This window comes from Microcoleus sp. Pol1C5, from assembly GCF_036701115.1.
Classification (GTDB): domain Bacteria; phylum Cyanobacteriota; class Cyanobacteriia; order Cyanobacteriales; family Microcoleaceae; genus Microcoleus.
Genome location: NZ_JAUBQE010000001.1, coordinates 182,311 through 208,801, shown reverse-complemented (window position 1 = coordinate 208,801; position 26,491 = coordinate 182,311). Strand labels below are relative to the sequence as shown.

Sequence of the window (26,491 nt, the reverse complement as noted above, 5' to 3'; positions counted from 1 at the left end):
ATCAAAAACGCTCACTGTCAAAGGGGACGGCTTTCAATCGAACACCGCCGTAAATTGCATTTTCTTCCTCGAATTTGGCGTGAATTGCGTCAATACCCTGCTGCATCGATCCCGTCAGTTCAGGAGAACGCAGCCGCTGCCAGAAAAACCATCCGCAAGTAAGCACCAAGTACATCAAGAACAAGTAAGGAAACGCATCGTAAGGAGCTTCCGGAGGTGGGAACATAGTGCTGCCGGGAATGCCCACGCTGCCCGCAATCGGAATCATCATAAATGCGATCGCCACAGCCGAGAACGCTACATCCCGGAGGCGCAATTTACCAATTTTGTGCAGGTAAACCGGGGCTGCGATCGAAATTAAGACGTAAACGGTTAAAAATCCGTAGCTGCAAATTGCCCCCAAATAACCCATACAATCGAACAGTTTGATGTTAAACATAGACATCACAGCCGGCACCAAAAATGTCAGAAATGTACACATGGTTACTGCAACGTGGGGAGTTTTATTAGACGAATGCGCTACACCTAATGAAGAGTGAAACAAACCGTGGCGCGCCATCATAAAAAACACTCTTGCCGCTGGATTGATGCTGCCGAGCACGCAAGCAAAAAAGCTAAATAAAGCGCCGAAAGCCACTAACTCTCCCAGCCAGCCCATGCCCACTTGCTGCGCCAGAAAACTTAGAGGTTCTTCACTATTAGTAATAGAAACTCCAGTACCGCTAAAACCCAAAACCTCAATATAGGTCATCAAAATGAAGAATATGCCTGCCATGACAGCACTGCCCATAACAGCCCTGGGGATATTTTTTAAGGGTTTTTTCGCTTCGTCGCCCAGAGATGTCGCGCTTTCAAAACCAGAGAAACCAAACATTACTAATACAAGTCCCGTCGCTATGCTGCCGGGAGTTACACCTTCCAAAGTCAGTTGCGACATATCCAGGGCAAAACCTTTGTGCGCCCAGATGATGATTCCTAAAAGTGCGATCGCCGCCACTGATGCCCCCTCTAGCCACAGCATCGCCATAGCTGAAAGCTGGATATCTTTGTAACCTGCATACCAAGCAACCCCGGCCCCGATCGATAACAGCGTAATCGGTGACGGATGGATGCCTAAATGACCGATGAAAGTACCCGTAAAGTTGGCAAAACCACACAAAACGGCCATCGCAGTAAATAGATAAGCGAGTACCAAACTCCAGCCGCAAATTACGCCGGCAGTTGGGCCAAGTCCTTTAACAATGTAAGAATAAAGAGAACCTGCAGAAGCCGATCGACTCGCAAATTGGTTGATATTGATGCTGACAAATACTAGGCCTATCAAGCCGATGAGAAAGCTCAGCCAAGCCCCGTTACCCGAAAGAGCGACAATTAACCCTATATTAGATGCGGGTATAGTTGTAGGTGCAATAACGGCAAAGGATTGAGCTAAAACCTCCCCGAAGGAGAGGCAGTCCGGCTTTAAGCCGTGTGCACTCTGATTTTTTGGCGTTTTCTTGGTCATTTATCTTCTCTCTTTTTGTCGATCGACTTTTGGCGATCGGCTTAAACTTGTGGGTGCTGCTTCAGCATTGGGCCCTGCGTTAGAAGCTTGAATATAACTGTAATCCCCTTCTGGGGTAGAATCAAATGTTGTTTTTTATCGAATTAATAAATGCAAGTGATGCTGTGCCGCCACAAAATAACTGTTGGAATACCAGACGTATCTGTCGCCACCAGCTCAAACCCTTGACATTAAAAGGAAAATTAAAAGAGCGGCTGACAACCGTGCTTTCTGGGCAATTCCAACCTCTACAATAGAGTCGATCGAAAAGTTCACGTCAAAGCTTCGCCGCAATAGATTTTAATCTCAAAAAATAACTGTATTTAGTAAAAAGGTACTCAGCATGGCCGGAATGACACTTGACCAACTGCGAGTTTTTCTAGCTGTGGCGGAACACCTGCACTTCAGCCGCGCGGCGGAGGAACTTTACATTACCCAACCTGCTGTCAGCGCCGCTATCCAATGTTTAGAGGCGGAATATGGAGTAAAACTATTTCACCGCATCGGCCGCCGCATCGAAATCACAGATGCTGGGAAGTTGCTGCAAGTTGAAACTCAAAAAATTCTCGACCAAGTTGCTTTGACTGAGAGAGGTTTGCGGGAGTTGAACGACTTGCAGCGAGGCGAATTAAACTTGGGTTGCAGTCTGACCATTGGCAATTATTGGTTGCCTGATAAACTTAGCAAGTTTAAACAGCAATATCCTGGTATTTCCGTGAATTGTACTCTGGCAAATGCCGAAGAAATTTGTGCGGGGACAGCGACGGGAACATTTGATTTAGGTTTAGTGACGGGAGACATTAAAGCTTCGCTTAAGAGCACTCTGGAGGAAGAAGTTGTAGGCAGCGAACGCTTGCTGATTGTAGTTGGCCAATCTCACCCTTGGTTTGAACGGGCAGAGGTGAGTTTAACGGAAATTGCGAAAACGGATTGGGTGATGCGAGAAGCTGGTTCTGGAGTTCAGCAAATGTTGGAACAAGCTTTACAAAGTTGGGGCATTAATCCCCATGAATTAAATGTAACTTTAGTTTTGAATAGCAGCGAAATGGTAAAAGCAGTAGTGGAAAGTGGCACAGGTGCAGCGGCTATTCCTGAATTGATGGTAAAAAAAGAATTGCAGCTATCTACACTGCGAGCGATTAAAATTATAGATAGCCAACCAAGCTCTAATGTATGTTTTGAAATAATTAAACCTGTTTTAAAACTGAAGCACCGACAGCGTTTTCAAACTAGAATTACTAAAGCTTTTGAACAGATATTAACTTAAGGCACTGGTAATTGGTTATTCAGGACTTAGGCACGAATACTCAAGAAAGCGGTTTTTTTACCAACATCAAAAGCTAAACTCCCTGTATTTTCGTAAATAAACCCGGTTTCTGGCCACCCGTGCGTCCAGGATTATAATTATCTCTCCACCAATTTCCTCAAGTCCAATAAATTTTTACCCCCATCACCAACAATCAGCGGCAATTTCCCATTCCATTTTTCTATAGCCTGCCTTTCCAAAAGTTCTGGAGTCAAATTGTCCCGCAGCAACCTTTGCACTTCGGCTTCTCCCTTGGCTAAATTCACCTTAGCCTCGGCCTCTTTTACTGCCTTTAGCGCTAAAAACTCCCCTCTTTTTGCCTCCTGTTCGGCAATTTGTTTCGCCTCCACCGCCTCGCTAAACCGCTCAGAAAAATGAACGTGTACTAAAGAAATATCGTCAACGGCAATATGATATGTAACCAGTCTCAAGGTCAAATAATCATCAACTGCGGCTTTAACTTCTCCCCGTTTAGTAATAATTTCTTCAGCCGTGTATTTGGCCATGACTGCTTTTAATACTTCTTCAACTGCCGGATCGATAATGCGAACAACCACTTCTTTTTCGTCACCTATTTGTTGAAATATAGCATTAGCTTCTTCTGGGATAATGTGCCAGTTCAGCGCTACATCCGTGAAAACATCTTGCAAATCTTTTGAGGAAGCTTCAGCGGAACTTTCCTGTTTTTGCACCCTAACGCTCAACTTTTTTACACTATAAACTGTGGGGAATATTACGTGAAGTCCTTCTCCGAGTACCTGTTCTTGCACTTTACCAAACTGCATCAGTACGCCCCGTTCTCCAGCGTTGACAATGACAAAAAAATTGGACAAAATAGCTAGGAAAACTATCAGTAGAGCTAGTTGAACAGCTATGTAAAATTCCTTATTTTTTTTATTGTTTGATTTGAGTGAGTCAACCTTACTTCTGGATTCTTCCATCATATCCCACCCCGACGATCGCACTTAATTATAGGACCAACATTGACTTAATAGATATTTTATTTTCCGGCCACCAACAACTGTTCAAAATCCGCTGCTGCCAAAGGAGGACTAAACAAATATCCTTGCATTATATCGCACTTATAGCGCCAGAGAAAATCTTCTTCTGCTTCCGTCTCAACTCCTTCGGCAATTACCTTAAGACAGAGACTGTGCGCCATTTCAATAATAGCTTTCACAATCGCTGCATTTGTGGAACCATCGGTGATATTGCTGATAAAACAGCGGTCTATTTTTAAAGTATCGAATGGGTATTGCGTCAGATAGCTTAAAGAAGAATACCCTGTTCCGAAATCATCAATAGATATAGAAACTCCTAAATTTTTCAATTGTTGCAAAGTAGCGATCGCACTTTCGGCATCCTCCACCATCAAACTTTCGGTCAGCTCTAATTCCAAACTTGTCGGTTCCAAACCAGTTTCTGCTAAAATTTGGGCAACTCTGCTGCTGAGATCGGGTTGGTGAAATTGGCGCGGCGACAGATTCACCGCTACCCGCAACCCCGAAAAACCAGCATTTTCCCAAACTTGCATTTGCCTGCAAGCTGTCTGCAAAACCCAGTCGCCTAATTGTACGATGAAGCCAGTTGCTTCGGCATGGGGAATAAATTCTGCGGGTGAAATCAGCCCTTTTTCTGGATGCAGCCAGCGCACTAAAGCTTCTGCGCTCATAATTTTACCAGTGTGGACATTGATTTGCGGCTGATAGTAAACTTGGAATTCTTCTCGTTCCAGTGCACCGCACAAACTTGTTTTTATCTGCTCTAACTTGTCGGCGGCATCTTGGATCAATTCGCTGCTTGGCGATCGCAAAGTATTGTACTGTTCGGCGAAAGCTTCTTGTTTTTTCAAGCGGCTCGATATCGCCCCCACAAGTTCAGCTTTAGTAAAAGGTTTAGTCAGGTAATCATCTGCTCCCAATTCCATACCTTGCCGCATTTCAGAGCGATCGGCTTTACCGGTGAGAAAAACAAAAGGTACTGTAGCAGTAACAGGATTAGATCGCAAGGCCATCAGCACCCCATACCCGTCAAGTTCTGGCATCATCACGTCGCAAATAATCACATCGGGAAGATTTGATACCGCCGCATATAAACCTTTTGCTCCATTTTCTGCACCCGTCACGTCGAAACCTTCAGCTTTGAGGAGTTTGAGAATATTCTCCCGAATTACTTGCTCGTCCTCAATCACTAGAATCTTTTTCATACGTCATTCCCTGAAAGCGACATAATTGATAGGCGTTACTGAACGCGATCAGCGTGGCAATAACTGAGAACGCACAGCTCGATCGGCCCAACAGCCGAATATTTTCCGATACAAATAGCAAACGCCTGAAAACACTAATTTTTCAAGCACAACTAGATTAATGTTTCTCTGTTTAGTCAGTGCCGTCCGTATTATTACGAGGTTAATTAATAATCTCTCAACTAATTCTAGGCGATCGATAGTTAGCAGCGCCTTAAATAACTGCTAAACTAATTGTGCCACCTGAACGATTGTCTGCAAACAATCTCAGCCTATTTATACCAGTTGCCAAAAATAATGCAACTGCAAGCAAGTTCCAAACCCTTGCGGAGTCAGTCTTCCCCATTCTTCAATGTAAAATCTCAACTTTTAAATCTCAAATGGTATTACCTACTGGATTCCCTGAACCCGCACAGATTGGGGTCATAGAAGTTAAGCAATATCCTCACTACCGCGCTGTCACCTACACCCACGCGGGCGATTTGCGACAAGCAACTGGCATCGCCTTCAATCCCTTATTTCAACACATCAGCAACAACCAAATTGCGATGACAACGCCAGTAGAAGCGCGCTACACCGAAACTTCCGGGCAAATCGATGCAGTTCCCCAAGCAGAAGTTTCGTTCCTCTATCCCGAACCAAATATCGCCCCCACCAGCGTTAACTCCGCTGTAGAAGTCACAGATACTTCTCCGATGACAGTTGTCAGCATCGGCGTGCGCGGGGCCTACACTTGGGAAAGCTACGAAAACAACCTCCAGAAACTCAAAGATTGGCTTCAAGAACATCCCGAATACGAAATAGTCGGGCCGCCGCGCCGCTTTTTTTACAATTCCCCGATGACGCCGGAAGCAACTAAAATCAGCGAGGTACAAATTCCGATCAAGTGCCGCTGACGTGAACGACTAATTCGCGAATGTGACCCCGCTGGCGGTGTTCCCACAGGTAAATTCCCTGCCAAGTTCCTAACAGCAACCTGCCGCGATCGATCGGGATTTGTTCGGAAGTATGAGTCAGCGCAGTGCGAATGTGTGCCGGCATATCGTCTGGGCCTTCCGCATCGTGAATGTAGCGATCGCCCTCCGGTACCAGTTTAGCCAAAAAGTTAGCCAAATCCTTAAGTACATCCGGGTCAGCATTTTCTTGAATCACCAAACTAGCAGAAGTATGGCGCAAAAATAAACTACAAAGTCCAATTTTAATACCTGAATTCGCCACCACATCTTCTATCTTAGGAGTGATTTTGCACAGAGATTTTCCTGTAGTTTGAATCTTGAGTATCTGTTGATAGTGATTCATTCGATTTTAGATTTTAGATTTTGGATGAGACTGATGCAAAAGTCTTCTGTCGGCGGAGGTAGACTTTGTTTGTGTAAGATCGATTTCTAATCGCACTTATGCAAAATAGTCTACAACAGCTTGGGCGATCGCCTCCGTACCATTTTTATCCAATTTACCCGACAAACGGGGCGGATGCAGGGGTTGTCGCAAAAACTCCCACTCACCCTCAAAAAATTCCGTCTCCGTCAAGATTTGATGTTCCGCATAATTTTGAATCCCTTCCAGCAAGACCGCAGCTTCTGCAAAACCTTCTCTCATTATAGAAACAACAGGTATTTCCAAGCGCAAAGCTTCCGCAAAAGTGCTGTATCCCGGTTTAGAAACTAAGCGCCCGCAAACAGGCATAATATCAACCGGACGAGGTAAAATCGGGAAAGATTGTGCAAACTCCTGATTTTTGACATAAATCAAATTCGGCAAATCGGGGGCTCCCGCATCAAAAGTAATAAATTGCCAGTCGCTAAATTGCTGTAAATTTTGATAAGGAATTTCTTCTAAACCCAGTCCGCCGAAAGTCAACAATACAGTTTTTTCCAGGGGTGTTTCGATGCCGAATACTTCCCGAATTTTCTCGTTACTGTAGCGAGGATTACCGCCAGTCAAGCCAACATCTTGAATATTTGGGAAAGCTGCCATCGGTTCGTGTAAAGGAAGACGAAAAAGCCGATCGCACATTCCGAAACATTCACCAATCCAATCTGCCATTTCTACAAATTCTCCGCCCCAATCGCGATAGATAAAATCCCACCCAAAATTGCTCATCATCCAGCAAGGAACCCCAGCCGAGGCCGCCATTCGCGTTGCCAAAGGAGGAATGTCTGCCAGCACCAAACCCACCCGATTTTGATTGATAAAATTAACTTCGCTCGCAATTAGGGAATTTTGCTTTTTCCGAATTTCCCGTAATTTTTCCAGGGTTGCGTCTTTATCCATATTCAAACTGTCAGCTTGCACGACACCCACATCAAAAGCGCGGGGACGGTGGATAAAGTCGCCACCAATATAACATTCTAGCAGCCAGCGAGGTGCTGTTGTTGTGATAATTAGTAAGATATCTGGATTTAATTCTTGAATTTTTGCAGCTACGGACGCAACTCGGACAGCGTGGCCGAATCCGTGATTCGTGATGGCAATATATAATGTTGGTCGAGACATTGATAATTGGGAATTGGGAATTAGGAATTGGGAATTGGGAATTGGGCATTGGGCATCGGGAATTGCGGTAGAGACTGGAAGGCAACAATGCCAAGCTTCAAGCGACGCACCACCAACAATGACACAATTAATAACGAATGACTAATGACTAAGCGGTTGTGTATTTAACTTGTATATTCCTGGCGTTCCTCTGCGCAACTGCCCAGAAGAGTTTTATTATTATTGACTATACTAAAATTAGTTTTTAATGATGAACGGCACTCCTCTATTTATGAATAAATTAAAACTCAAATTTTTCCTCCTAACTTAATTATAATTTTACAGGGATCAAATATGCAAGAACTGATCAATCGGACGCGCCCTTAGACCAAACAGGCAATTGATTAATCTTGTCCAGCGTTATATCTACATACTTTTTACCGTCCGCCGCCAGATTTTCCCCAAAATATCCCTCATCGCCGTCGTGCTTGTGAGGGCCACTCAAAGCTTCTGCATAGCGGCCTTGCAAACGAGCTTGATTGAAAGGAGAAGTCGCGTACCAGTACCAGCGACTCGGAAAAATTATGCCGCCAATATCCTCAATTGAATCGCGAGTGCCGCGAAAGTGGAAAATGCGATCGGCTTCTGCAAAACCATTTTCTCCCGAAAACACGCCCCCAACCGAAACAACTGTAATTTCTGCCTTCAGCCATTCTTTAAGATAGCGAGTAGCACCCAAAGCAACTTGTGCACCGCCGCTAGTGCCAATTAAAATAACTTTCAAAGGTTGTTGAGAATTAACTGAAATGGGAGATTGAGCATTCATGCGATCGATAATTGCATTAGCCAGTCCCTGATTGTATGCAAAGCCGTAGCGATAATCTAGAGAAATTGCAAACCTCCAGAGATTGCGAATTTTGATGAATATATCCCCCGCAATCGGCCCTTTTTGTGCCTGTTCTGCAAACCGCCAAAAAGGAGCTAGCCACCGCTCTCCTCCTAAACTTTTGTTAGACGCTGAATAAGGAAAAACATCGCCCACTGCTACGCACTGCGGGTGACTTTTAACTAAACCCTTGAGAAAAAACTCTTCACCAGGGGTTAATTCGTCCCCCGAAAAATCGCCAACTCCCGGTAAAAAGATGATATAACAATTGAGTGGGGAAGACTTGCGCGCTTCTAGATTGCCCTTGTTTGAGGGCAATATCTCCGGCGGATTTTTCTTGAGACCCAAAGTTTCGGCACTTTGATTCAGCCACCATATAACAGTTCCCACCGGCGAAAGAATGCCCCAAATTATCAGGATTACACCTGCGATGAGCAACAAATTTAAACTTCCCCCGCGCACCCATGCAAGTATCCGTAAAATCAATCTTAGCATTTAATAAAATCTGGTAGAATGCCAATTAATTACTTAATTACCTAGAAATAGTTCGGTGATTCTGCTGTATTAGAGCTTATTTTGTAAAAGTTGTCAACTATCTTGAGGACCAGGAGTTCAACGTGAAGGGAGAAGATTCAATTGCAGGTTTGGGCGCAACGCTTTGGAACGCACTTTCTTTGAACGGCAATTTTTACGAAAAAACTCCCTACACTGGCAGAACTAAGCGAATAGCTTTAACAATTGTAATTTTAGCTGCGCTGTCCCGCGTGTTGGGCAGTGCTGTCATCTTGTTAATCAACCGAACTGAGCTATCAGTATTATTTCTAGGACTTTTGATAGAGGGTTTGGCAGTCGCGGGGGGTTATTATTTTTGGACTTTCACTATCTTTAAAATCGGGCAGTGGCTGCAACCGGGTCACGTAACTTATGGCGAGTTGCTGGTTCCAATCGGATTTGCCTACGCCCCCCAAGTTCTGAATTTTTTAACCTTAATTCCCTTGCTGGGAGAAGGAATAGAGCGGATATTAGCTGTGTGGAGTTTGCTAGCTGTAATTGTGGCGGTTCGCCAAGGTTTGGATATTCAAACTCGCTGGGCGGTGTTAATTTGTTTTGTGGGTTGGCCATTGATTCAAATTGCGATCGGCTTTGTGGAAGTAATTGAACAGTTGCTTTCACGATGGCTTTAATTCATCAATACGGCAGCAGTATAGTAAACTCGCTGCCCTGTCCATGTTCCGACTTGCAAATTAGCTTTCCTCCATGTTGTTCTACAACAATTTGATAACTGATAGACAATCCCAAACCACTCCCCTTACCTACCTCTTTAGTAGTAAAAAATGGATCGAATATTTTACCGCGTACCTCCGAACTCATCCCCACACCATTATCAACAATGCGAATCGCTACTTGATTTCCTTCCGCGACTTCAGTGCAAATCTGAATTGTCGGAGTCTGTTTCGAGTCAACTTCACTCCCTCTTTCGTGAGAAAAAGCATCAATCGCATTGGTCATAACATTCATAAATACCTGATTAATTTCTCCAGGATAGCAGTTCACTAAAGGCAAATTGTCGTACTCCTTGATCACTTGAATATCAATTAATTTGTGATCCAAAATCATCAACGTGCTGTCGATACCTTCGTGAATATTAACCCATTTTCTATCTGATTCATCTAGCCGAGAAAAGTTTCGCAGCGACAGCACAATATCGCGAACTCTCGCAGCGCCCACTCTCATTGAATCTATCATTTTAGTGAAATCATTCATTAAAAAATCTAAATCTATTTGCTCTGTTTCATTTACTATTTCGGACACGGGATTTGGGTAATTATTTTGGTATAAACGTAGTAGATTTAGTAAGTTTTCAGCGTATTCGTTGGTGTAATATAAATTTCCATAAATAAAGTTAATCGGGTTATTAATTTCGTGAGCAATTCCCCCGACTACTTGACCTAAACTGGACATTTTTTCACTTTGAATTAGCTGCACTTGAGTGTGGCGAAGTTCTTCCAGTGCAATATGCAAATTCTCAGTTCTTTGGGCTACTCGCGTTTCCAGAATAGTATAAAAACGAGCATTTTCTAGAGAAATAGCTGCTTGTGCAGACAGGATTCCCAAAATTTCTAACCTGTCGCTAGTAAAAGCACCTTTTGTTAAATTGTTTTCTAAATAAAAAATTCCCGTAAGGTTGCCTTGATGGATAATTGGCAATACCAGGATAGATAGGGGTTGATTTGCCACAATATAAGGGTCAAATTGAAATTGATCGGATCGGGTAGCATCATCTAAAACCAAGTATTTTTGGGTTCTTTCTACATAGTTAATCAATGAAATGGGGAGCATCTCGGATTCGGCAATCGGGAGAGATTGTAAAAGGGTTACATCATTAAACTGACCTGTAAGTCCAGCTTCTATGAATAATTGATTACCTGTATTGGCAAGAAATAATACTTTTTGAGCGCCTGCGTTTTCTTTTACAAGCTGTACGAGTTTCTCTAGCAAACGGCTGAGGATAATTTCGCTCGAAACAGCTTGAGATGCTTTGACAACAGTTGGTAAATCCAGCATCAAGCTATTGTCAACAGTAGTGGTAGCAGTCATGAGATCAACATTCTTAGATATTGCTCCTTGATTGCGATCAGCTAAATAAGGATAACGGGATTCTAAGTATTTAACTTTTGCTATAGCTCCCCAGCGGATGTAGGCATAATAAGCTTTTGTCAGATAAGATCGAGCAATTATCTCTTTATCCAAAGATTGATAAAACTCTCCAGCTAATTCATAAGCTAATGCTTCTTCTTGGATGTAACCGTTAGCAGCCGCTCCTTTAATAGCTAAGTCATAATAATCCATGGCTGCAAGTTTATCGCTGAAAAGTCGAGCTTTCTCAGCTTCAACTAACTCGTACTTGTGGTGATAATTCATGGGTGCATGGTAGGCCCACTTTTTCATAGTTTGCTGATTAGAGTTAACAATAGCTAGGTATGCTTCTTGATTGTCACTGTCAGGATAGTGAGCGAGGAGGGCCAGCGAATAGTAGAAATTGTGTACCCCAACAGTGATTAAGCCGATCGCGCCATCTGCATATTCTGCCGCTAATTTACCGCTGGCAACAGCCGCAGCATCATCTTTAAATAAATAAAGCAGCATCAATTTAGCAACATAAGCTGCAAACAGCGACATTCGATTATTTTCTTTCTGCCAACACGACATTACAGCAGGTTCATCCAACCTGCCACTAACTAACCGTACTTGCTCTACTGTTTTGCTTCTTAAGCTTGAAGCAGTTACTTGCCAAATCTGAGCATAAGCCCTGGCAAATTCGTGTTTATTTTTTTGCAAAAACTCCATATAAACGGTTTGTTTATCTTCGACATATTCTAGCGGTTCTCCCACAAAAAATAAATTGGTAATATAGTGCTTGCAATTATATATCGCCCATTCTAAATCACCAGTTTCTACACCAAATTTTATCCCTTCTAGGAATGAAGGAAGTGTATTTTTAGTAGACTCTTTCCAGATTCTTATATGAGCATTAAACATTACATAAACCTTAGCTTTCTGTTGGCTAGCATTGAATTGTTCTAGCAGCTTTAAAGCAATTAATCCAGCGTAGTAGCCAGCTTCGATGTCGCCTTCGATGCCGCACAGGATCATTCCATAAAGAGTATAGGGAAAAGTAGCTAATGCTGAATGACCGTGATCGATACAAAGATTGACCATAGTCAAGACGAGGGAGGACACAATTTCAGGTTTGGCAATATAAGCAGGAGGATAGAGAGCTGTCAGGATTTCCATAGCTGCCAGTAGATATGGATCTGTCATAACTGGCAGGTTTTCTAATTCCTCAATTCGCGGCAATTTTGGCACTGCAATGGTTTCGTTGTCTAATAGGTTGAGTCCCAGCATTTCCAGCACTTCTAAACCTGTTTCAACAGCTTTTAGCATCTGGCTTTGAGCCTGATAAAATAGGATCTTGAGCTGATACACTTTCACTATGTCAAGCTGGTTTTTAGCCGATCGCAAAACCACTTCTGCCAAAACTTCTGCTTGCTCAAAGTTGGTGTTTAAATATTCCGCTTCCAGCGTCTCTACATACAAGCGCAGCGTCATGCTATAGTTGCGATCCCAGCTATCAGGTGCTAATAACGACATTCCCGCATTCAAATACTTAACCGCGGGTTCGTAAGCATTAGCTGCTTTTGCCTTATGTCCAGCAATTAAATTTAATCGGGCTAATTCATCTTTTTCTGATTGCAGGAGCAGACAATCCATTCCTACATTCAACTGGTTGATAATATCAAAAATTTTCTCTTCTACTTTATCGGCGGGCGTATTTTCAAACAGCAATTTACCGATGCTAAGATGAGTGGCTTTCTTTTCATCATCAGGAATCAGCGAATATGCAGCTTGCTGGACGCGATCGTGCAAAAATTTATAGCTGATTCCCGAAGAATCGAAAGTTAAATTAGCTCCTCCTTCTCCATCTAAAAATAAAGGAATGAGGTAACTCTCATTCAAAGGAAGTATTAACCCTGCTTGCAAAGCATCCCAGAGTTCAGTCGCCGTGACGGATGGAGATTTTGCGTTGACAGTAGATAGAACATCTAAAGTGAATTTGTCGCCAACACAAGCCGCCAATTTCAAAATTTGTTGTGTAGTCTCTGGCAATTGTTGAATCCGACTGGCTACCAGTTCAACTACACTCTTATCTGTGATGCCAATAGCGTGAATCTCCTCCATGTTCCACTGCCACTCCCCTCTGCTTCCGGGAGACTGCAGCCGGGAAAAGTCAAATCTCAAAAGTTTTTCTTGATAAAGAGTGTTGAGCAATTGCGTCAAGAAAAAAGGATTCCCACCAGTCTTATTCCAAATTAACTCCGCTAAAGGTTGAATTCTGTCTGATTCATTCAATGTCTCCGAAATTAACTCAGTAACCTGGGCTAAAGAAAGAGGTCCCAGCACTAAATTGTTGATAATAATACCCGTTTTTTGAAGGTACTCTACTGTTTGCATTAAAGGATGTGTAGAGCTAACTTCATGGTTTCGATAGGCTCCAATAAATAGTAAATATTTGCTATCTGGGTCAGTCGCTAGTAATTCCATTAATTTCAATGTCGCTGAATCTGACCACTGCAAGTCATCGATAAATATAACTAATGGATGCTCTTTTTGCGCGAATACGTGGATAAATTCTTTGAATAGCCTGTTAAAGCGGTTTTGTGCTTCTGTGGGGGCAAGTTCCGCAACGGCAGGCTGTTTGCCAATTACCAATTCTAGTTCGGGAATCACGTCAATAATTACTTGTCCGGCATCGCCTAGTGCGGCTAAAAGTTGATGTTGCCAATCTTGTAATTTTTTGCTATTTTCGGCAAGTAACTGCTGGATCAAAGATTGAAAAGCTTGAATTAAAGATGCGTAAGGTATATTGCGTTTGAATTGGTCAAATTTGCCTGAAATAAAATAGCCTCGCTGTCTGGTGATGGGTTTTTGAATTTCGCTAACTACGGCAGATTTGCCTATGCCTGCATAACCCGACACTAGGATCAGTTCAATTTGGGAAGGGGAAGAATTTCCCTCGCAAGGATTAGCTACACGTTCAAATGCTGCCAATAGTTCGCTGACTTGTGTTTCCCGACCGTACAATTTTTGAGGAATCAACAACTGACTCAATATATCTAAGTTTCCGGGGGTAAAATCTACTATCTTGCCTGTAGTTTCTAACTGATGCAAACAAATTTCTAAATCTGCTAATAATCCGCCTGCTGTTTGATATCTATTTTCGGCATTTTTTTCCATCAATTTCATCACAATTTGTGAAATTGATGGTGGAATGTCTGAATTAATTTGATGCGGTAAAATTGCTTGAGAAGCTATGTGACTGTAAACTATTTCTAAAGGATCGTTGCTCATAAATGGCAATTGACCTGTCAGCATTTCATATAAAGTGATACCGAGAGAATAAAAGTCGGTGCGGTAGTCTAGGGTGCGGTTCATTCTCCCGGTTTGTTCGGGAGACATATAAGCAAAAGTACCGACTATCGAGTTAATATTATTAATTTGGGGATTTTCTTTGGACAATCGTGAAGCAATCCCGAAATCTGTCAGTTTAATAATTCCTGTTTGGCTGTTGATGATGATATTGCTCGGCTTAATATCTTTGTGAATAATTTTTTGAAGGTGTAGATATTCTAAGGTTTTTATGAGTTGGATGCCAAACCTCAAACAGGTGATGACTTCGAGCTTTTGTCTGGACATGAGGCGATCGATAGATTCGCCATTAAAGTCTTCTAAAAGCAAGCCGAGACGGTTATCAAAGGTTTCTAGGCTAATGACTTTAACTAGGCCGGGATGGTCTAAATGTTGGCGAATGCGATACTCGTGCTTGATCCGGGTAATTGCATCGAGGGTGGGATATTCAGCTTTGAGGATTTTGAGTACGGTTGTATCCTGGTGGGTGGGGATTTTTCCTCGATAAATAATCGTTTCGATACCTTCGTGGAGAGTGGAGTGGATTTGGTATTGCGAGAGAAATTGCATGGAGTTCTCCTCAGAGTTGAAAATATATCTGATTCTACTCGCTGTTCGCTGTTGACTGTTGGCTGTTGGCTGACGGCACGACCACTCTCAACCTTCAAAAGTCTTGACAGGGCAACTGTTATATGCTTAATTCAACTATGTACTTAGGCAAAGAAAAATCAAGCTTTATTTACTCGGACAAGAATATAATTTATACATAAAATGATAGTATTCAGGCAATCAAGCCATTTTGCTACTATTATTCTCAATTAATATCCGATCGACAGCGGACGGCAACCACACCCCTACTATTCGGGTCTCCCCACTGTCCCTACCCCTTTAGCAAGATACATTGTTAGAGAAGGAAATACACAAAAATTTACATCTATAATTTGTGTAGTGTTCCAAATCGCTCCTCACCAGCAGCGATACAGCCCTCGCCAAGACAGTAGGATAGAAAAAATATGTTTGAACGCTTTACAGAACAAGCCATTAAAGCAATCATGCTAGCCCAAGAGGAAGCGCGACGCCTCGGTCACAATTTTGTAGGCACCGAGCAAATTCTTCTGGGACTCGTCGGCGAAGGCACTGGCATCGCTGCAAAAGTATTACTGGATATGGGCCTCAACTTGAAAGAGGCGCGCAATGAAATCGAAAATATCATTGGTAGAGGTTCCGGGTTCCTCCCGCCGGAAATTCCTTTTACGCCCCGCGTCAAGCGCATTTTTGAGACGGCGCTGAACGAAGCGCGGCAGTTAGGCCACAATTACATCGGCACCGAACACATCCTGCTGGGGCTGATTCAGGACGATGAAGGGGTGGCGGCGAAGGTGCTGCAAAACTTGGGGATCGATCGCCAGAGAGTCCGCACGCAGGTAATTCGTGCCGTGGGAGAAGTCGCAGCGGTACCCGGAGGTAGGGCAGATAGCGGCGATCGCAAAATCCCGACTTTAGAAGAATTTGGCACAAACCTGACCAAGTTAGCCGCAGCAGGTAAACTCGACCCCGTAGTGGGCCGCGAAAATGAAATCGAGCGCGTGATCCAAGTGCTCGGCCGCCGCACGAAGAACAATCCAGTATTAGTAGGCGAACCGGGAGTGGGCAAAACAGCCCTCGCCGAAGGCCTAGCCCAGCGCATTGTTAATAGAAACGTCCCGGAAATTTTAGAAGACAAACAAGTAATCAGCCTCGATATGGGTTCGCTGATTGCTGGTACAAAGTTCCGAGGCGAATTTGAAGAACGGCTGACGAAAATCATGGCCGAAATTCGCGCTGCCGGCAACATCATTCTGGTAATTGATGAAATTCACACCTTAGTCGGTGCAGGCGCAATTCAAGGCAGCATGGACGCCTCTAATATGCTCAAACCCGCCCTTGCTAGAGGCGAATTGCAGTGTGTCGGCGCCACTACCTTGGACGAATATCGCAAGCACATCGAGCGCGACGCTGCCTTAGAACGCCGCTTCCAACCGATCAAAGTCGGCGAACCGAGCGTGGCTGAAACAATAGAAATATTGTACGGGTTGCGATCGGCTTACGAACAGCATCACAGACTGACAATTTCCGACGCAGCTTTAGAAGCAGCGGCTACACTGTCAGACAGATACATTAACGATCGGTTTTTGCCAGACAAGGCGATCGACTTAATTGACGAAGCAGGTTCCCGCGTCCGCGTGATGAATTCACAAACCCCGCCCGAAGTTAAAGAACTCAAAAAGCAACTGCCTGCAGTAACAAAAGAAAAAGATGCAGCAGTGCGCGAGCAAGACTTCGACAAAGCTGGAAAATTGCGCGATCGCGAATTAGAAATTGAAGCCGAAATCGCCGAAGCTACGATCAACAAAAGCCAGCTCAAAACCTCTCCCGTCGTCACCGAAGAAGACATCGCCCACATCGTGGCTAATTGGACGGGAGTACCGGTCAGCAAGCTGACAGAATCCGAATCGGAATTGCTGCTGCACATGGAAGATACTTTGCACCAGCGCTTGATCGGTCAAGAAGAAGCAGTCAGCGCAGTTTCTAGGGCTATCCGTCGCGCGCGGGTAGGCTTGAAAAATCCCAATCGCCCGATCGCCAGTTTCATCTTTTCCGGCCCCACAGGCGTTGGCAAAACGGAACTTACAAAAGCATTGGCAACTTATTTCTTCGGTTCCGAAGAAGCCATGATTCGGTTAGATATGTCCGAATTCATGGAACGCCACACGGTTTCTAAACTCATCGGTTCGCCTCCCGGTTACGTCGGCTACGATGAAGGCGGCCAACTAACAGAAGCAGTCCGGCGCCGTCCTTACACGGTCATCTTGTTCGACGAAATCGAAAAAGCTCACCCGGATGTCTTCAACATGATGCTGCAAATCTTGGAAGACGGCCGCTTGACGGATGCTAAAGGTCGGACAGTAGACTTTAAGAATACACTGCTGATCATGACCTCCAACATCGGTTCGCGAGTGATTGAAAAAGGTGGTGGCGGTCTCGGTTTCGAGTTTGCTGAAAGTGCCGCAGACGGACAGTACAATCGCGTTCGCAGCTTGGTAAACGAAGAACTGAAACAGTTTTTCCGTCCCGAATTTATCAACCGCTTGGATGAGATTATCGTCTTCCGCCAGTTGAACAGGGAAGAAGTCAAGCAGATTGCGGACATTATGTTGCAGCAAGTCTTCAGCCGCTTAACCGAACAGGGTATTACTTTGTCGGTGACGGAACGGTTCAAGGACTTGTTAGTTACAGAAGGCTACAATCCCAGCTACGGTGCTCGACCTTTACGCCGCGCAATCATGCGGTTGTTGGAAGATGTACTGGCTGAGGAAATGCTGTCTGGGAAGCTGAAAGATGGCCAAAAGGCGATCGTTGATGTGGATGAAAACGGTCAGGTTAAGGTAGTGCCCGATGGTTCATCTGAGCCGAAATTGCCCGAATTCGCATTGAGCCATTAATGCGCTCTACAGACGGCTAAATACTGTTGATTAAAAACCCGGTTTCTTTGAGAAACCGGGTTTTTAATTAAAAAATACCAGTAAAAAAAAGCAACTTATCGCTGAATCTAATCCCAGGATTGCAATTGCCCAACCCAATGCTGCACAAAAGCAGAAATGCGATCGCGCCGCGTTTCAAAAGTAGCAGCAATCCAGATAAACACAATCCCAAAAGCCAAACCAATCGCCCATTTAATCAGCGGATAATCGAAGATCAGAACCACCAACTGATAGAAAACATTGATTAAAAAAATTCCCGTTCCCACAAACAAAAACGCCCGAACTCGCAGCGCCAAACCCGCTGCAATCGCCGCCAAACTAAAAGCTCCCGCAACTAAACCGTGGCTTTGCTGAGTCAAAAGAGGCATCCCGCAAATCAGCGCAGTTGCTAGCATTCGCAGAGTGTGGCGCAGCGGTTTTTCTGCTGGTAATTTGAGAGTGGGATCGAACTGAGTAATGTAAAGTAAATAAAGTGCTAAAGGAGTAACATAAAACTCTGGCTGAGTCAATCCTATTTGCCAGAACCACCGCAGCATTATCCAGTCAATTATCGCCGCACTCACATAGGTAAAACGGACTTCCTGCCTTTCCCAAGCTAGGAAAACATACAAGGCGGCAGCTATCAGCAAGCTAATCGGATAAAACTTATACGGACTTTCCAAAATAGTAATTATTGGAATCACCGAAGCAATTACCTGCCAAGGTTTTTTTGACCAACCCCAGTTGTCCCAAGGCAAAATGTAAATGAAATAGGCTAATAGGGAAGCGAAGGCAACTTTCCAAGGCCCCAGCGGCCCGGAAATATACTTAACTAAAGGTGTATTGATCCAGTAAAGCCGGATGCCAAAGGCTTCTAGCCAGCCCAAGTAAACCCAAATTTCTGCCCATTGGCGATCGAGATTATTTCGCCCTTGCAAGAAAGCGTATTGAACTAATAAAGCACCAGTGACTAATCCTAAACTTAGGCCGGACTTAATATCATCGGCCGAAGCCCAAATCAGCAGCAAACTGCTCAAAACCCAATGCAGGTGAGCAAATATTTTTAACTCTGCATTCGTTAAATGTAAATAATTGCTGAGCCAAGGAGATAAAATGCGATAGATATATGTTAAAGTTGTGCCGAGAGTGGCCAGGACAATTAAGCCGTCGCCAAAAGCTCCTCCTGGTGTTTGAAAAAGTTGATAGAGTAGCGATTCGTAAGCAGCAAGGGACACGCCAATTAATCCTAAATAAACCAAAGGTTTGAATTCTGGCTCCCGCCTACCAATGCCGATCGCAATTAAAGACGCACCCAACACAGTTAAACCAGTCCAATTCGTCAAAGTGTGCGATCGAAAAGTTAAACCCAATACCCCATACACCAAAGGTATAAAATCAATGCTAGGTAAAATTGTTGGATCGGGGTGGCGGCGCCGCCACACATCACCCAATAATTGAGTAAACAATCCGAGAGCGATATTAGCAACTGCTAAATTAATCGTAGTGCGATCGACAAAACTCAAACCCACTGCTGTCAACAACTCCAAACTCCAAGCCAGAGCATAAATTGCCAGAGGGGAAAGTTGGCGTAAACTTCGGAAAATTATCGCAGCCATTATCACCAAAATAGCAGCCAAAACTTCAGTAGATGGTGGAAAACTCAAGGTACTGTCTGCGTAGAGTTCATAGGAATAAAAAGTAATAGTTGTTAACAGCAAGCCTGCCAGCAAGATTGCCCATCCATCTAAAGCTCGATCGTAAATTTCTGCTAATTGAGAAGACTCAGGCAAACGGCTGGAAAAACGAACAATCATGCTGCGAAGCAACCACAGAGACAAAACAGCGATCGCCCCAGCAATTCCCCAATCCCAACCCGACACAAAACCTAATCGATCGCTCGCCGCAGCTACGAAACTCAAGCCAAACCCCACTCCAATCGCAGCCGCTGCTATCTGGACTAAATAGTAAGTATTAACCAACATTAATCCGGCTGCCAAACCCAGACCAATTAACCGATATCCCGGAAAAATAACAATTAGAAATTGTGCAAATATTAGGGCGATCGTACTAAAGGTACTGGCAACTTGTTTGTGAGGAATCTCAGTATATTTAGCAACAGCAGTCAAAGCCAAAGGAGTCGCCAGCCAGAGCAAACTCCACTGAGGGCGATAAGTGGCAGTACCCGTAATTAAATAATTTTGCAACAATATAAAGCTGAATCCTGCTAATATTAAGCCCAGATACCAGGAACTTTGAAACAATGCAGGAGACCAGCGGAAAAAATCAGAATTTTCTCGGTAATTTGCCGCTTTCATCCATACAAAAAATCCCCACTCAGCCGCCATAAAAATCAATAATATTGCCGACCAAATATTTGGTGGCTGGTTGGGAAAAAATAAGTCAATTGCCGAAGCGATCGCGCCTAAACCAATAATGTGAGTTATGGGAAGCAAAATTGCCGGATTTCCCCGTTGTTCAGCCGCAGAAGCCGGCCTCGAAACTCGCCGGGAATTATCGGGAATGACGTATTTATAAGTGATCCAACCTAAAATTAAAGTAGAGACTAATAAATTGAGCGATCGCCAAAACGGATTGACAAAACTAATAACAGTTAAAGCACTCCCCAAACCCAGAGCAAGGTTTTCGCCAAAACTGGCAAGTTGAAACTTTCGCTTGCGGTAGAGCCACTGCGCTGCACTTACCATTAAAATTAAATAAGGCAACAGCAGAACACCCCAAAAAGCCCAAGGAGTTTCCTGAGAGTTTGTAAGCTGAGCTAAAAATGCCACAACTTGTGTTCTAATCCCTAAAGGAAGCACTCGCCAAAACAGCCAAATACTCTGAAGTCCCACCGCCTCCAGCATTAGCAAATCAAACTCTTGCCAAAACCGCACTAAACGATTGTAAAAAAACCAAACAGCCAATCCGCTAACTGCGATCGCCTGTAGCGGAATGTCGCGAAAACAAACCAGCCATCCCAAACCCAACAAACCCATTCCCGCTAATTGCCATTTAAAAAAATTGCTGGGATTTGCCTGGTCGGATATATTGTTTTCAATAGTCCCAGATGGCCGGGGTTGCTGCCAATCTAGCCATGCTAAAAGCACGCCACAAATCGCCAAAGCTAAACCCATTTCAGCGATATTTACATCCTTGACAAATATCGCTCTACCCAGTAAAATTCCTAATGAATAAGCTACTAAAGCAGCTTTTTTGTAAGTCAAAAAATCTCGGCTTAAACTGAAAGCAGCGGGGAATGTTTCAGTATTTCCCCCACGTTGGATAGATTGCAATCGTTGTTGCTGAACTTGATAAACTGTAGTAGCAGCAGTTCCCACTGTACCCACATAAACCGCAGCCAGGGAAAAGCCGGCCACTGCCCACCCCCAGTGCAAATAACTCAATCCCAAGTGATTTAGGGCGATCGAGCGAGTGATGTTTTTTCCTGAAAAGCTTTGATATTGATATTTGATAATCCGGGCAGTTATCCAAGTCAAAATAAGTGCCGCTGCGATTGCTACCGCCCAATCCCAAGGATACCGCCACAATCCAAAAGTATCCATTGCCCAAAAATTGATCGGCACTAGCAACAGGGTCACTTCTTGCAAAGTTTGAGCAGTCAAGTGCAAATTATGCTGTCTGTTTGCCCAACTGCTAATCGCCCAAAAGGTTAAAGTATAAGCTAATAAAACTCCATATTGTCCGGCGGCAGGAAATCTTTCCCACTGACTGGCAGCTAAGACTCCAGAGGAGACAACTACCATGAACACTCCTAAAAACAACAGCCACACCACGCTAATTTCTGCCATTAGTGAGTGCAAAATTTGAGCGATAAAATTAGGGGTTTGAGTAGTTTCTGTGGGCCTAGCAACGCTTTCTCTGCTGCGAGGTACTACTTTTTGCGTTGATAAGGCAGGTATTTTTGGCTCGGCAATAGGATCTCGCGAGTCTTCAATTTCAGAAAGGTCTACAGCGGGCTCTGTGAGTGGGCAGACTAAATACTGGCGGCACAATTCCTCAACCTCAGCGGGCGAAAGCAAACCCAGCCGCAGCCACGCTTCTAAACCTGTCAACAACTCAGGATGCGACGCTAAGACGCTCAATTCAATTTTGCTCGATCGATCTTTGGGAGACGACATTGGCTTAAACTTGTACTAAGTACCTTCAAGCTATAGCCTAGATTAATGTCGAGCGAACATGGCAACATTCCGCCATCGAAATTGGCACAATAAGTATTTATAACTAAAGGGCTGTCGCAACCAGTGTCAACCGGTCAAAAAATCCCGCTGATGGGCCTAAACCAGCGTACATCAGCGGTGAAAAACTCCTAATTAGGACACAGCAGCGGTGTCCTTACCGATCGACATATTTCAATAAAGTGTCCACACTAGCATTGTGGTCTATGAAAGAAAACAAATGTTTGAAGAGGAGTTTTCCATCTGCATCCAAAACAAACTGAGCAGGCAAAGGAGCACCTAAAGCCTGACCGACTTGATAAGCCCGAAAAACTTGACAGCCTGGATCAGAAAGCAGAGGCATTTTCAAGCCTAAATCTCTAACCACAATTTGGCTTTGGCGATCGTCGGTACTAGCAATCATCAATAATTCTATATTGCGATCGGCAAATTTTTCCCAGTTTTCATTCAAAGCTTTAATGTGAGGAAAACAGAAAGGGCAATATTGCTTTTCAGTAAAAATCCGCGTAAAAGCCAAAATTACCGGCTTATCGCCGCGATAATTCGACAGCCGTACCAATTTTCCATTATTAATATCCGGCAATTCAAAATCTGGCGTCATCTGCCCCAGGTTCAGAACATTAGTCGCCGGAACAGGCAATAAATTTTGGAAAAATCGCTGATTTAACAAGCCGCTAAAATTAGTAGAAGTCAGCATATTTCCTAATTGGGTAATTGCTAATTGCTAATTAAAAATCCAGTTAAATGAATTTCCCTGCTGGTAGGGACACGACACTCCCGTGTCCCTACACCTATAATGTGCTTAAACTGCAGCAAAGAATACCTTAGACTTGACCGGATCGGGAGTCATAGTCTTGTCACCGGGCTGCCAGCCGGCGGGACAAACTTCATCGGGGTGAGACTGGACGTGTTGGATAGCTTGCAGAGTGCGGAGAGTTTCGTCCACGTTGCGGCCGAAGGCAAGATTGTTGATAGTAGAGTGTTGGATGATGCCTTCTTTGTCAATGATGAACAGACCTCTGAGGGCAACGCCTGCTTCAGGGTCGAGGACGTTGTAGTCTGAACTAATTGTTTTTTTGAGGTCAGCAACTAAGGGATAGTTGAGGTCGCCGACACCGCCTGCTTTGCGGTCTGTTTGTATCCAAGCGAGGTGAGAGAATTCGCTGTCAACGGATACGCCGAGGATTTCGGTATCGATTTTCTTGAAGTCCTCGAAGCGATCGCTAAATGCTGTAATCTCAGTCGGGCACACAAAGGTGAAGTCCAAGGGGTAGAAGAACAGGACTACATACTTTTTGCCTTTATAGTCTGACAGTTTAACAGTCTTGAATTCCTGATCCACTACGGCTGTTGCTGCGAAATCGGGTGCAGCTTGACCAACCCGGAGGCATTCACTGGTCATAGATTTTGTTTCCTTTTTTACGAACTGTTACAAATATATCATACTCATAACGACTACAAGTATCTTCTCGATAAATCAAAAAACAATACGCTCTCAAAATTGAGAGCGCAGTTTTTTTTATTTAATAATGGCTCAGGCGGGATTTGAACCTGCGACCTTGGGCTTATGAGTCCCCTGCGCTAACCACTGCGCCACTGAGCCAAATCTACTTCACGATTTACTATCGTAGCACGGTAGGGCTAGCTATGTCTTCTTTTCACACAACATTATTTCTCATAGCTTCCAGTAAAAGTTATGAGTTTTGATAATCATTCAAAACCCATAACTTCCGACCAGTCGTTACCGAGAAGCGCTAGACGCATCGTCTGGCAGTAAAGCCATGGGGTTGATAGCACCCTGTCCGGCGGGATGAATTTCAAAGTGCAAGTGAGGCCCGGTACTGAAGCCCGTGCTGCCCATTTCGGAAATCTGTTCCCCTTGAGCGACTTTCTGACCCTTTTGCACCAAAATCCGGCTGTTGTGGGCATAGACAGTCTCAGTGCCATCAGGATGGGTAATTTCCACCAGATACCCGTAGCCGCCGTCGTTCCACTGAGCATAGGTAACCACCCCGTCTGATGCTGCCACAATTGGCGTGCCGATCGGCCCTGCAATATCAATTCCTTTGTGCATCCGTCCCCACCGCCAGCCATAGCCAGAAGTAAGAACGCCCTTAGACGGCCAAATAAACCCGTTAGCCGACTGTTGTTTGCCGTTAGGCAGATAAGTATCAGGGCTCGAAAGCGGAGGCAGTTCTGGAGAAACCATCCGTCCCAAAGACGGGTTGCTTAGGGGATCGTAACCGTCGGCTCCCAAAGGAGCAGTTGCTACCACAGGCCGCTGCCCAGCAGAGGTCGGCGTCAGGTTTATCGGTTGCAGTTCCGCGGCGCGAGAGGGGTCTAAACGCTCTTGCTGCTGCTTCTGAACCTGCTCAGACCAGGCTCTCGATGGCGGTCTGCTGATTTCATTCTGCACCGCCTCAGTATAGTCGGGGGTGTAGAGATATGGATTGACACTTGGCATATCCTCAGACGGGTTGACCGAGGGCCCGTCAGTTGGAGCCAGGGACACCGCATTGGCGCCGATCGAATTGCGTGAGGCACGATATTCTTCTCGTAGCCTGACCACTTCTGCCCTCAAGCGTTCGGAATAAGGGTTGAGAGCTTCTGCGGTGGGGAGAGCCTCCGAATTCGACTCTGGTAAAGCGCTAGTTGGATCGGCATTTGAAGCCTGGGCGCTAGTATTTGCCACGAAGCTGATCGGCTGCGGGTATGCTCCCGTAGCGATAGCGGTAGCATTTTCACGGGCTGGTCCAGGCAGGGCACTGGTGTCAACTGCACCTGTAAATGTTGGTTCGCCTTGGAGATCCAGCTTCCGTGGATCGCTAATGGTTTGGGAAACTTGAGTCAGCGGAATGCTGTTAATTTGGGGAACCATGGGCGCTGAAATATTGTTCAGACCTTCCAGGTTCTCCAGGGGAGAGACAACAGGCACTGTGGGCGCGGGTGCTGCAACACCAGCACTGGCTATTTCCGAGGTAGACGAGCTGGGGTTTAAAGATGCGGGAACCGAACTCGCCGCCCATACAGATGTAGAGTTGGAGGCAGAATAAGAGGCTGCCGCCTGTACCCCTGGATTTTTAAACCCAACTTGGGGAATTTTGAGCCGTTGATTGACATTCAGCAAGTTGGGGTTGCCCAGCTTGTTGACGGAGATCAGATCTTTGGGCGATACGCCGTGACCTTTGGCGATCGCATCTACCGTATCTCCCGGACGCACGCTGTAGAGAACCTCAGCCGGCGCGGCGGTACTTCCCGCAGGGGGGACTAGCACAGCCGAGGGCACACTTGGTGTTGCCAAAGACTGTTCAATTGACTCGAATGATCGATCGGGCAATGCTGCTTGACCTTCCCCGGCATTGGGAATTACAGGTGTGGCATTGAGGTCAGGAATAGTTGTCCCAGTTGCATACCCGGGAGAGGTCTGCGTCGGTGCTGACTCGGGTAAAAATGCCCCAGGTGTAGATAAATTTGCTCCCGCCTCAGACCCTAACAGGGTTCGACCCGATTCTGTGGTGCGGTTTTCCTGTTTTTTCAAACTGTCGATCGCCCCGTCTGCATTCGGGATGTCGATCGAACTTTGTTCCGGTACCGCCGTGACCAGCGGGGTCGCTGCGGTTGATGGCAGCGCTGTCAGGGCTGCACTATCCAATGGCTCGGAGCCAGTCAGATTTAACTCTTGTTCGGGATTTACCGTCGCTGCGTGCTCTAGCACAGCCGATGTGCTATAGCCTGCGTTCTGTTGTGGTGTGGCTTCCGTCGCAGTCGGAATTCTGAGCTGTTGGCCAACTTGGAGTATGGTATCGGGTTGGATGTCGTTGGCAATTGCTAGTGCCGACGGTTCAACTTCATAATCCCGAGAAAGCTCCCAAAGGCTTTGCCCCTGCTGGACCTTAACCGCCACCGGGTCAGAAGGTGATCCGGGCTGTTCGACCCTGGAACCGTCAACTTGTGCGGAGGTAGCGGGCCCGTTGGCCGAGACTGGCTGTACTTCAGCGGTGGATTCTGATGTCGGTGCGAGTTCAGACGCGCGAGCGCTGTCTCCATTTCTCGGTAGCAGAATGCCAGAAGCACCTACCGATATTGCCAGCCCGATCGTGGCGAGAGAGCGAACTCTGCCTGTGCTGAGCGTTGTCTGTTTGGATGGTTCCGCAGAACCGTCTCTGTCGATTTCACTAGCCTGAACAGGCTTAATTTGGGGATATGTTCGTTTCAAAAAAACGACCTCCTACTGAGAAGCGCTAACTGTCCTTGGAAACACTCAAGGGGATCGCATGACGCTGAGTTTAAATCAACAACCAAAAATATTCTGATTGTTGACAGCTATCATGCTTAGGCCAGATTACCTTGCTTTTTTAATTTAGACAAGCTCA

15 protein-coding genes and 1 tRNA gene are annotated in these 26,491 nt (G+C 45.0%); 4 read left to right on the top strand and 12 right to left on the bottom strand.

Annotated elements, in window-relative coordinates; translation table 11 throughout:
• Position 1: 1 nt before the first annotated feature.
• Complete coding sequence (locus tag QUA23_RS00775) at positions 2-1,504, bottom strand: APC family permease (RefSeq protein ID WP_333072763.1); 1,503 nt, start codon at positions 1,502-1,504, stop codon at positions 2-4.
• A 391-nt stretch (positions 1,505-1,895) separates the two neighbouring features.
• Between QUA23_RS00775 and QUA23_RS00770 the strand changes: the two genes are divergently transcribed.
• Entirely contained in the window at positions 1,896-2,810 is a 915-nt protein-coding gene (locus tag QUA23_RS00770) for a LysR substrate-binding domain-containing protein (RefSeq protein ID WP_333072762.1), read from the top strand.
• A gap of 137 nt (positions 2,811-2,947) precedes the next feature.
• Here the strand turns inward: QUA23_RS00770 and QUA23_RS00765 are convergent, their stop codons facing one another.
• Together QUA23_RS00765 and QUA23_RS00760 are read right to left on the bottom strand one after the other, a co-directional pair.
• Positions 2,948-3,793 (bottom strand): prohibitin family protein, encoded by an 846-nt coding sequence (locus tag QUA23_RS00765; protein WP_333072761.1) that lies wholly within the window; start codon positions 3,791-3,793, stop codon positions 2,948-2,950.
• Positions 3,794-3,849: 56 nt separating this feature from the next.
• Positions 3,850-5,055, bottom strand: a complete 1,206-nt coding sequence (locus QUA23_RS00760) for an EAL domain-containing response regulator (RefSeq protein WP_333072760.1) — start codon at positions 5,053-5,055, stop codon at positions 3,850-3,852.
• A gap of 419 nt (positions 5,056-5,474) precedes the next feature.
• Between QUA23_RS00760 and QUA23_RS00755 the strand changes: the two genes are divergently transcribed.
• Positions 5,475-5,990: a heme-binding protein gene (locus tag QUA23_RS00755; RefSeq protein WP_333072759.1), complete on the top strand. Its 516-nt coding sequence runs from the start codon at positions 5,475-5,477 to the stop codon at positions 5,988-5,990.
• Here QUA23_RS00755 and QUA23_RS00750 read toward each other — a convergent pair.
• The 3 genes from QUA23_RS00750 to QUA23_RS00740 form a co-directional block, all read right to left on the bottom strand.
• Positions 5,977-6,393, bottom strand: a complete 417-nt coding sequence (locus QUA23_RS00750; RefSeq protein WP_333072758.1) for a secondary thiamine-phosphate synthase enzyme YjbQ — start codon at positions 6,391-6,393, stop codon at positions 5,977-5,979. The genes QUA23_RS00755 and QUA23_RS00750 overlap by 14 nt on opposite strands.
• A 96-nt stretch (positions 6,394-6,489) precedes the next feature.
• A complete protein-coding gene (locus QUA23_RS00745; RefSeq protein ID WP_333072757.1) occupies positions 6,490-7,590 on the bottom strand; it encodes a glycosyl transferase in 1,101 nt (366 codons plus the stop codon).
• A 346-nt stretch (positions 7,591-7,936) separates the two neighbouring features.
• Positions 7,937-8,950, bottom strand: a complete 1,014-nt coding sequence (locus QUA23_RS00740; RefSeq protein ID WP_333072756.1) for a hypothetical protein — start codon at positions 8,948-8,950, stop codon at positions 7,937-7,939.
• Between the two features lie 122 nt (positions 8,951-9,072).
• Between QUA23_RS00740 and QUA23_RS00735 the strand changes: the two genes are divergently transcribed.
• Positions 9,073-9,639 (top strand): hypothetical protein, encoded by a 567-nt coding sequence (locus QUA23_RS00735; protein WP_333072755.1) that lies wholly within the window; start codon positions 9,073-9,075, stop codon positions 9,637-9,639.
• A gap of 4 nt (positions 9,640-9,643) precedes the next feature.
• On the opposite strand, the gene QUA23_RS00730 is transcribed toward QUA23_RS00735, so the two are convergent.
• A complete protein-coding gene (locus QUA23_RS00730; RefSeq protein WP_333072754.1) occupies positions 9,644-14,992 on the bottom strand; it encodes an AAA family ATPase in 5,349 nt (1,782 codons plus the stop codon).
• A gap of 443 nt (positions 14,993-15,435) precedes the next feature.
• Here QUA23_RS00730 and QUA23_RS00725 point away from each other — a divergent pair, with 443 nt between their 5' ends.
• Positions 15,436-17,904: an ATP-dependent Clp protease ATP-binding subunit gene (locus QUA23_RS00725; RefSeq protein ID WP_333072753.1), complete on the top strand. Its 2,469-nt coding sequence runs from the start codon at positions 15,436-15,438 to the stop codon at positions 17,902-17,904.
• A gap of 107 nt (positions 17,905-18,011) precedes the next feature.
• Here the strand turns inward: QUA23_RS00725 and QUA23_RS00720 are convergent, their stop codons facing one another.
• From QUA23_RS00720 to QUA23_RS00700, 5 genes are all read right to left on the bottom strand, one after another.
• Positions 18,012-22,061 (bottom strand): hypothetical protein, encoded by a 4,050-nt coding sequence (locus QUA23_RS00720; RefSeq protein WP_333072751.1) that lies wholly within the window; start codon positions 22,059-22,061, stop codon positions 18,012-18,014.
• A 214-nt stretch (positions 22,062-22,275) separates the two neighbouring features.
• Positions 22,276-22,815 carry a redoxin domain-containing protein gene (locus tag QUA23_RS00715; RefSeq protein WP_333072750.1) on the bottom strand — a complete coding sequence of 180 codons (540 nt, stop codon included), beginning with the start codon at positions 22,813-22,815 and terminating at the stop codon, positions 22,276-22,278.
• Between the two features lie 105 nt (positions 22,816-22,920).
• Positions 22,921-23,520 (bottom strand): peroxiredoxin, encoded by a 600-nt coding sequence (locus QUA23_RS00710; protein WP_333072749.1) that lies wholly within the window; start codon positions 23,518-23,520, stop codon positions 22,921-22,923.
• Between the two features lie 128 nt (positions 23,521-23,648).
• A tRNA-Met gene (locus tag QUA23_RS00705) sits at positions 23,649-23,721 on the bottom strand.
• Positions 23,722-23,859: 138 nt separating this feature from the next.
• Positions 23,860-26,334: a peptidoglycan DD-metalloendopeptidase family protein gene (locus tag QUA23_RS00700; protein ID WP_333072748.1), complete on the bottom strand. Its 2,475-nt coding sequence runs from the start codon at positions 26,332-26,334 to the stop codon at positions 23,860-23,862.
• Positions 26,335-26,491 lie beyond the last annotated feature (157 nt).

Bases quoted from the DNA above. Each gene is read 5' to 3' on its own strand.
- QUA23_RS00775 (WP_333072763.1), bottom strand. From the start codon at position 1,504: ATGACCAAGAAAACGCCAAAAAATCAGAGTGCACACGGCTTAAAGCCG.
- QUA23_RS00770 (WP_333072762.1), top strand. From the start codon at position 1,896: ATGACACTTGACCAACTGCGAGTTTTTCTAGCTGTGGCGGAACACCTG.
- QUA23_RS00765 (WP_333072761.1), bottom strand. From the start codon at position 3,793: ATGATGGAAGAATCCAGAAGTAAGGTTGACTCACTCAAATCAAACAAT.
- QUA23_RS00760 (WP_333072760.1), bottom strand. From the start codon at position 5,055: ATGAAAAAGATTCTAGTGATTGAGGACGAGCAAGTAATTCGGGAGAAT.
- QUA23_RS00755 (WP_333072759.1), top strand. From the start codon at position 5,475: ATGGTATTACCTACTGGATTCCCTGAACCCGCACAGATTGGGGTCATA.
- QUA23_RS00750 (WP_333072758.1), bottom strand. From the start codon at position 6,393: ATGAATCACTATCAACAGATACTCAAGATTCAAACTACAGGAAAATCT.
- QUA23_RS00745 (WP_333072757.1), bottom strand. From the start codon at position 7,590: ATGTCTCGACCAACATTATATATTGCCATCACGAATCACGGATTCGGC.
- QUA23_RS00740 (WP_333072756.1), bottom strand. From the start codon at position 8,950: ATGCTAAGATTGATTTTACGGATACTTGCATGGGTGCGCGGGGGAAGT.
- QUA23_RS00730 (WP_333072754.1), bottom strand. From the start codon at position 14,992: ATGCAATTTCTCTCGCAATACCAAATCCACTCCACTCTCCACGAAGGT.
- QUA23_RS00725 (WP_333072753.1), top strand. From the start codon at position 15,436: ATGTTTGAACGCTTTACAGAACAAGCCATTAAAGCAATCATGCTAGCC.
- QUA23_RS00720 (WP_333072751.1), bottom strand. From the start codon at position 22,061: ATGTCGTCTCCCAAAGATCGATCGAGCAAAATTGAATTGAGCGTCTTA.
- QUA23_RS00715 (WP_333072750.1), bottom strand. From the start codon at position 22,815: ATGCTGACTTCTACTAATTTTAGCGGCTTGTTAAATCAGCGATTTTTC.
- QUA23_RS00710 (WP_333072749.1), bottom strand. From the start codon at position 23,520: ATGACCAGTGAATGCCTCCGGGTTGGTCAAGCTGCACCCGATTTCGCA.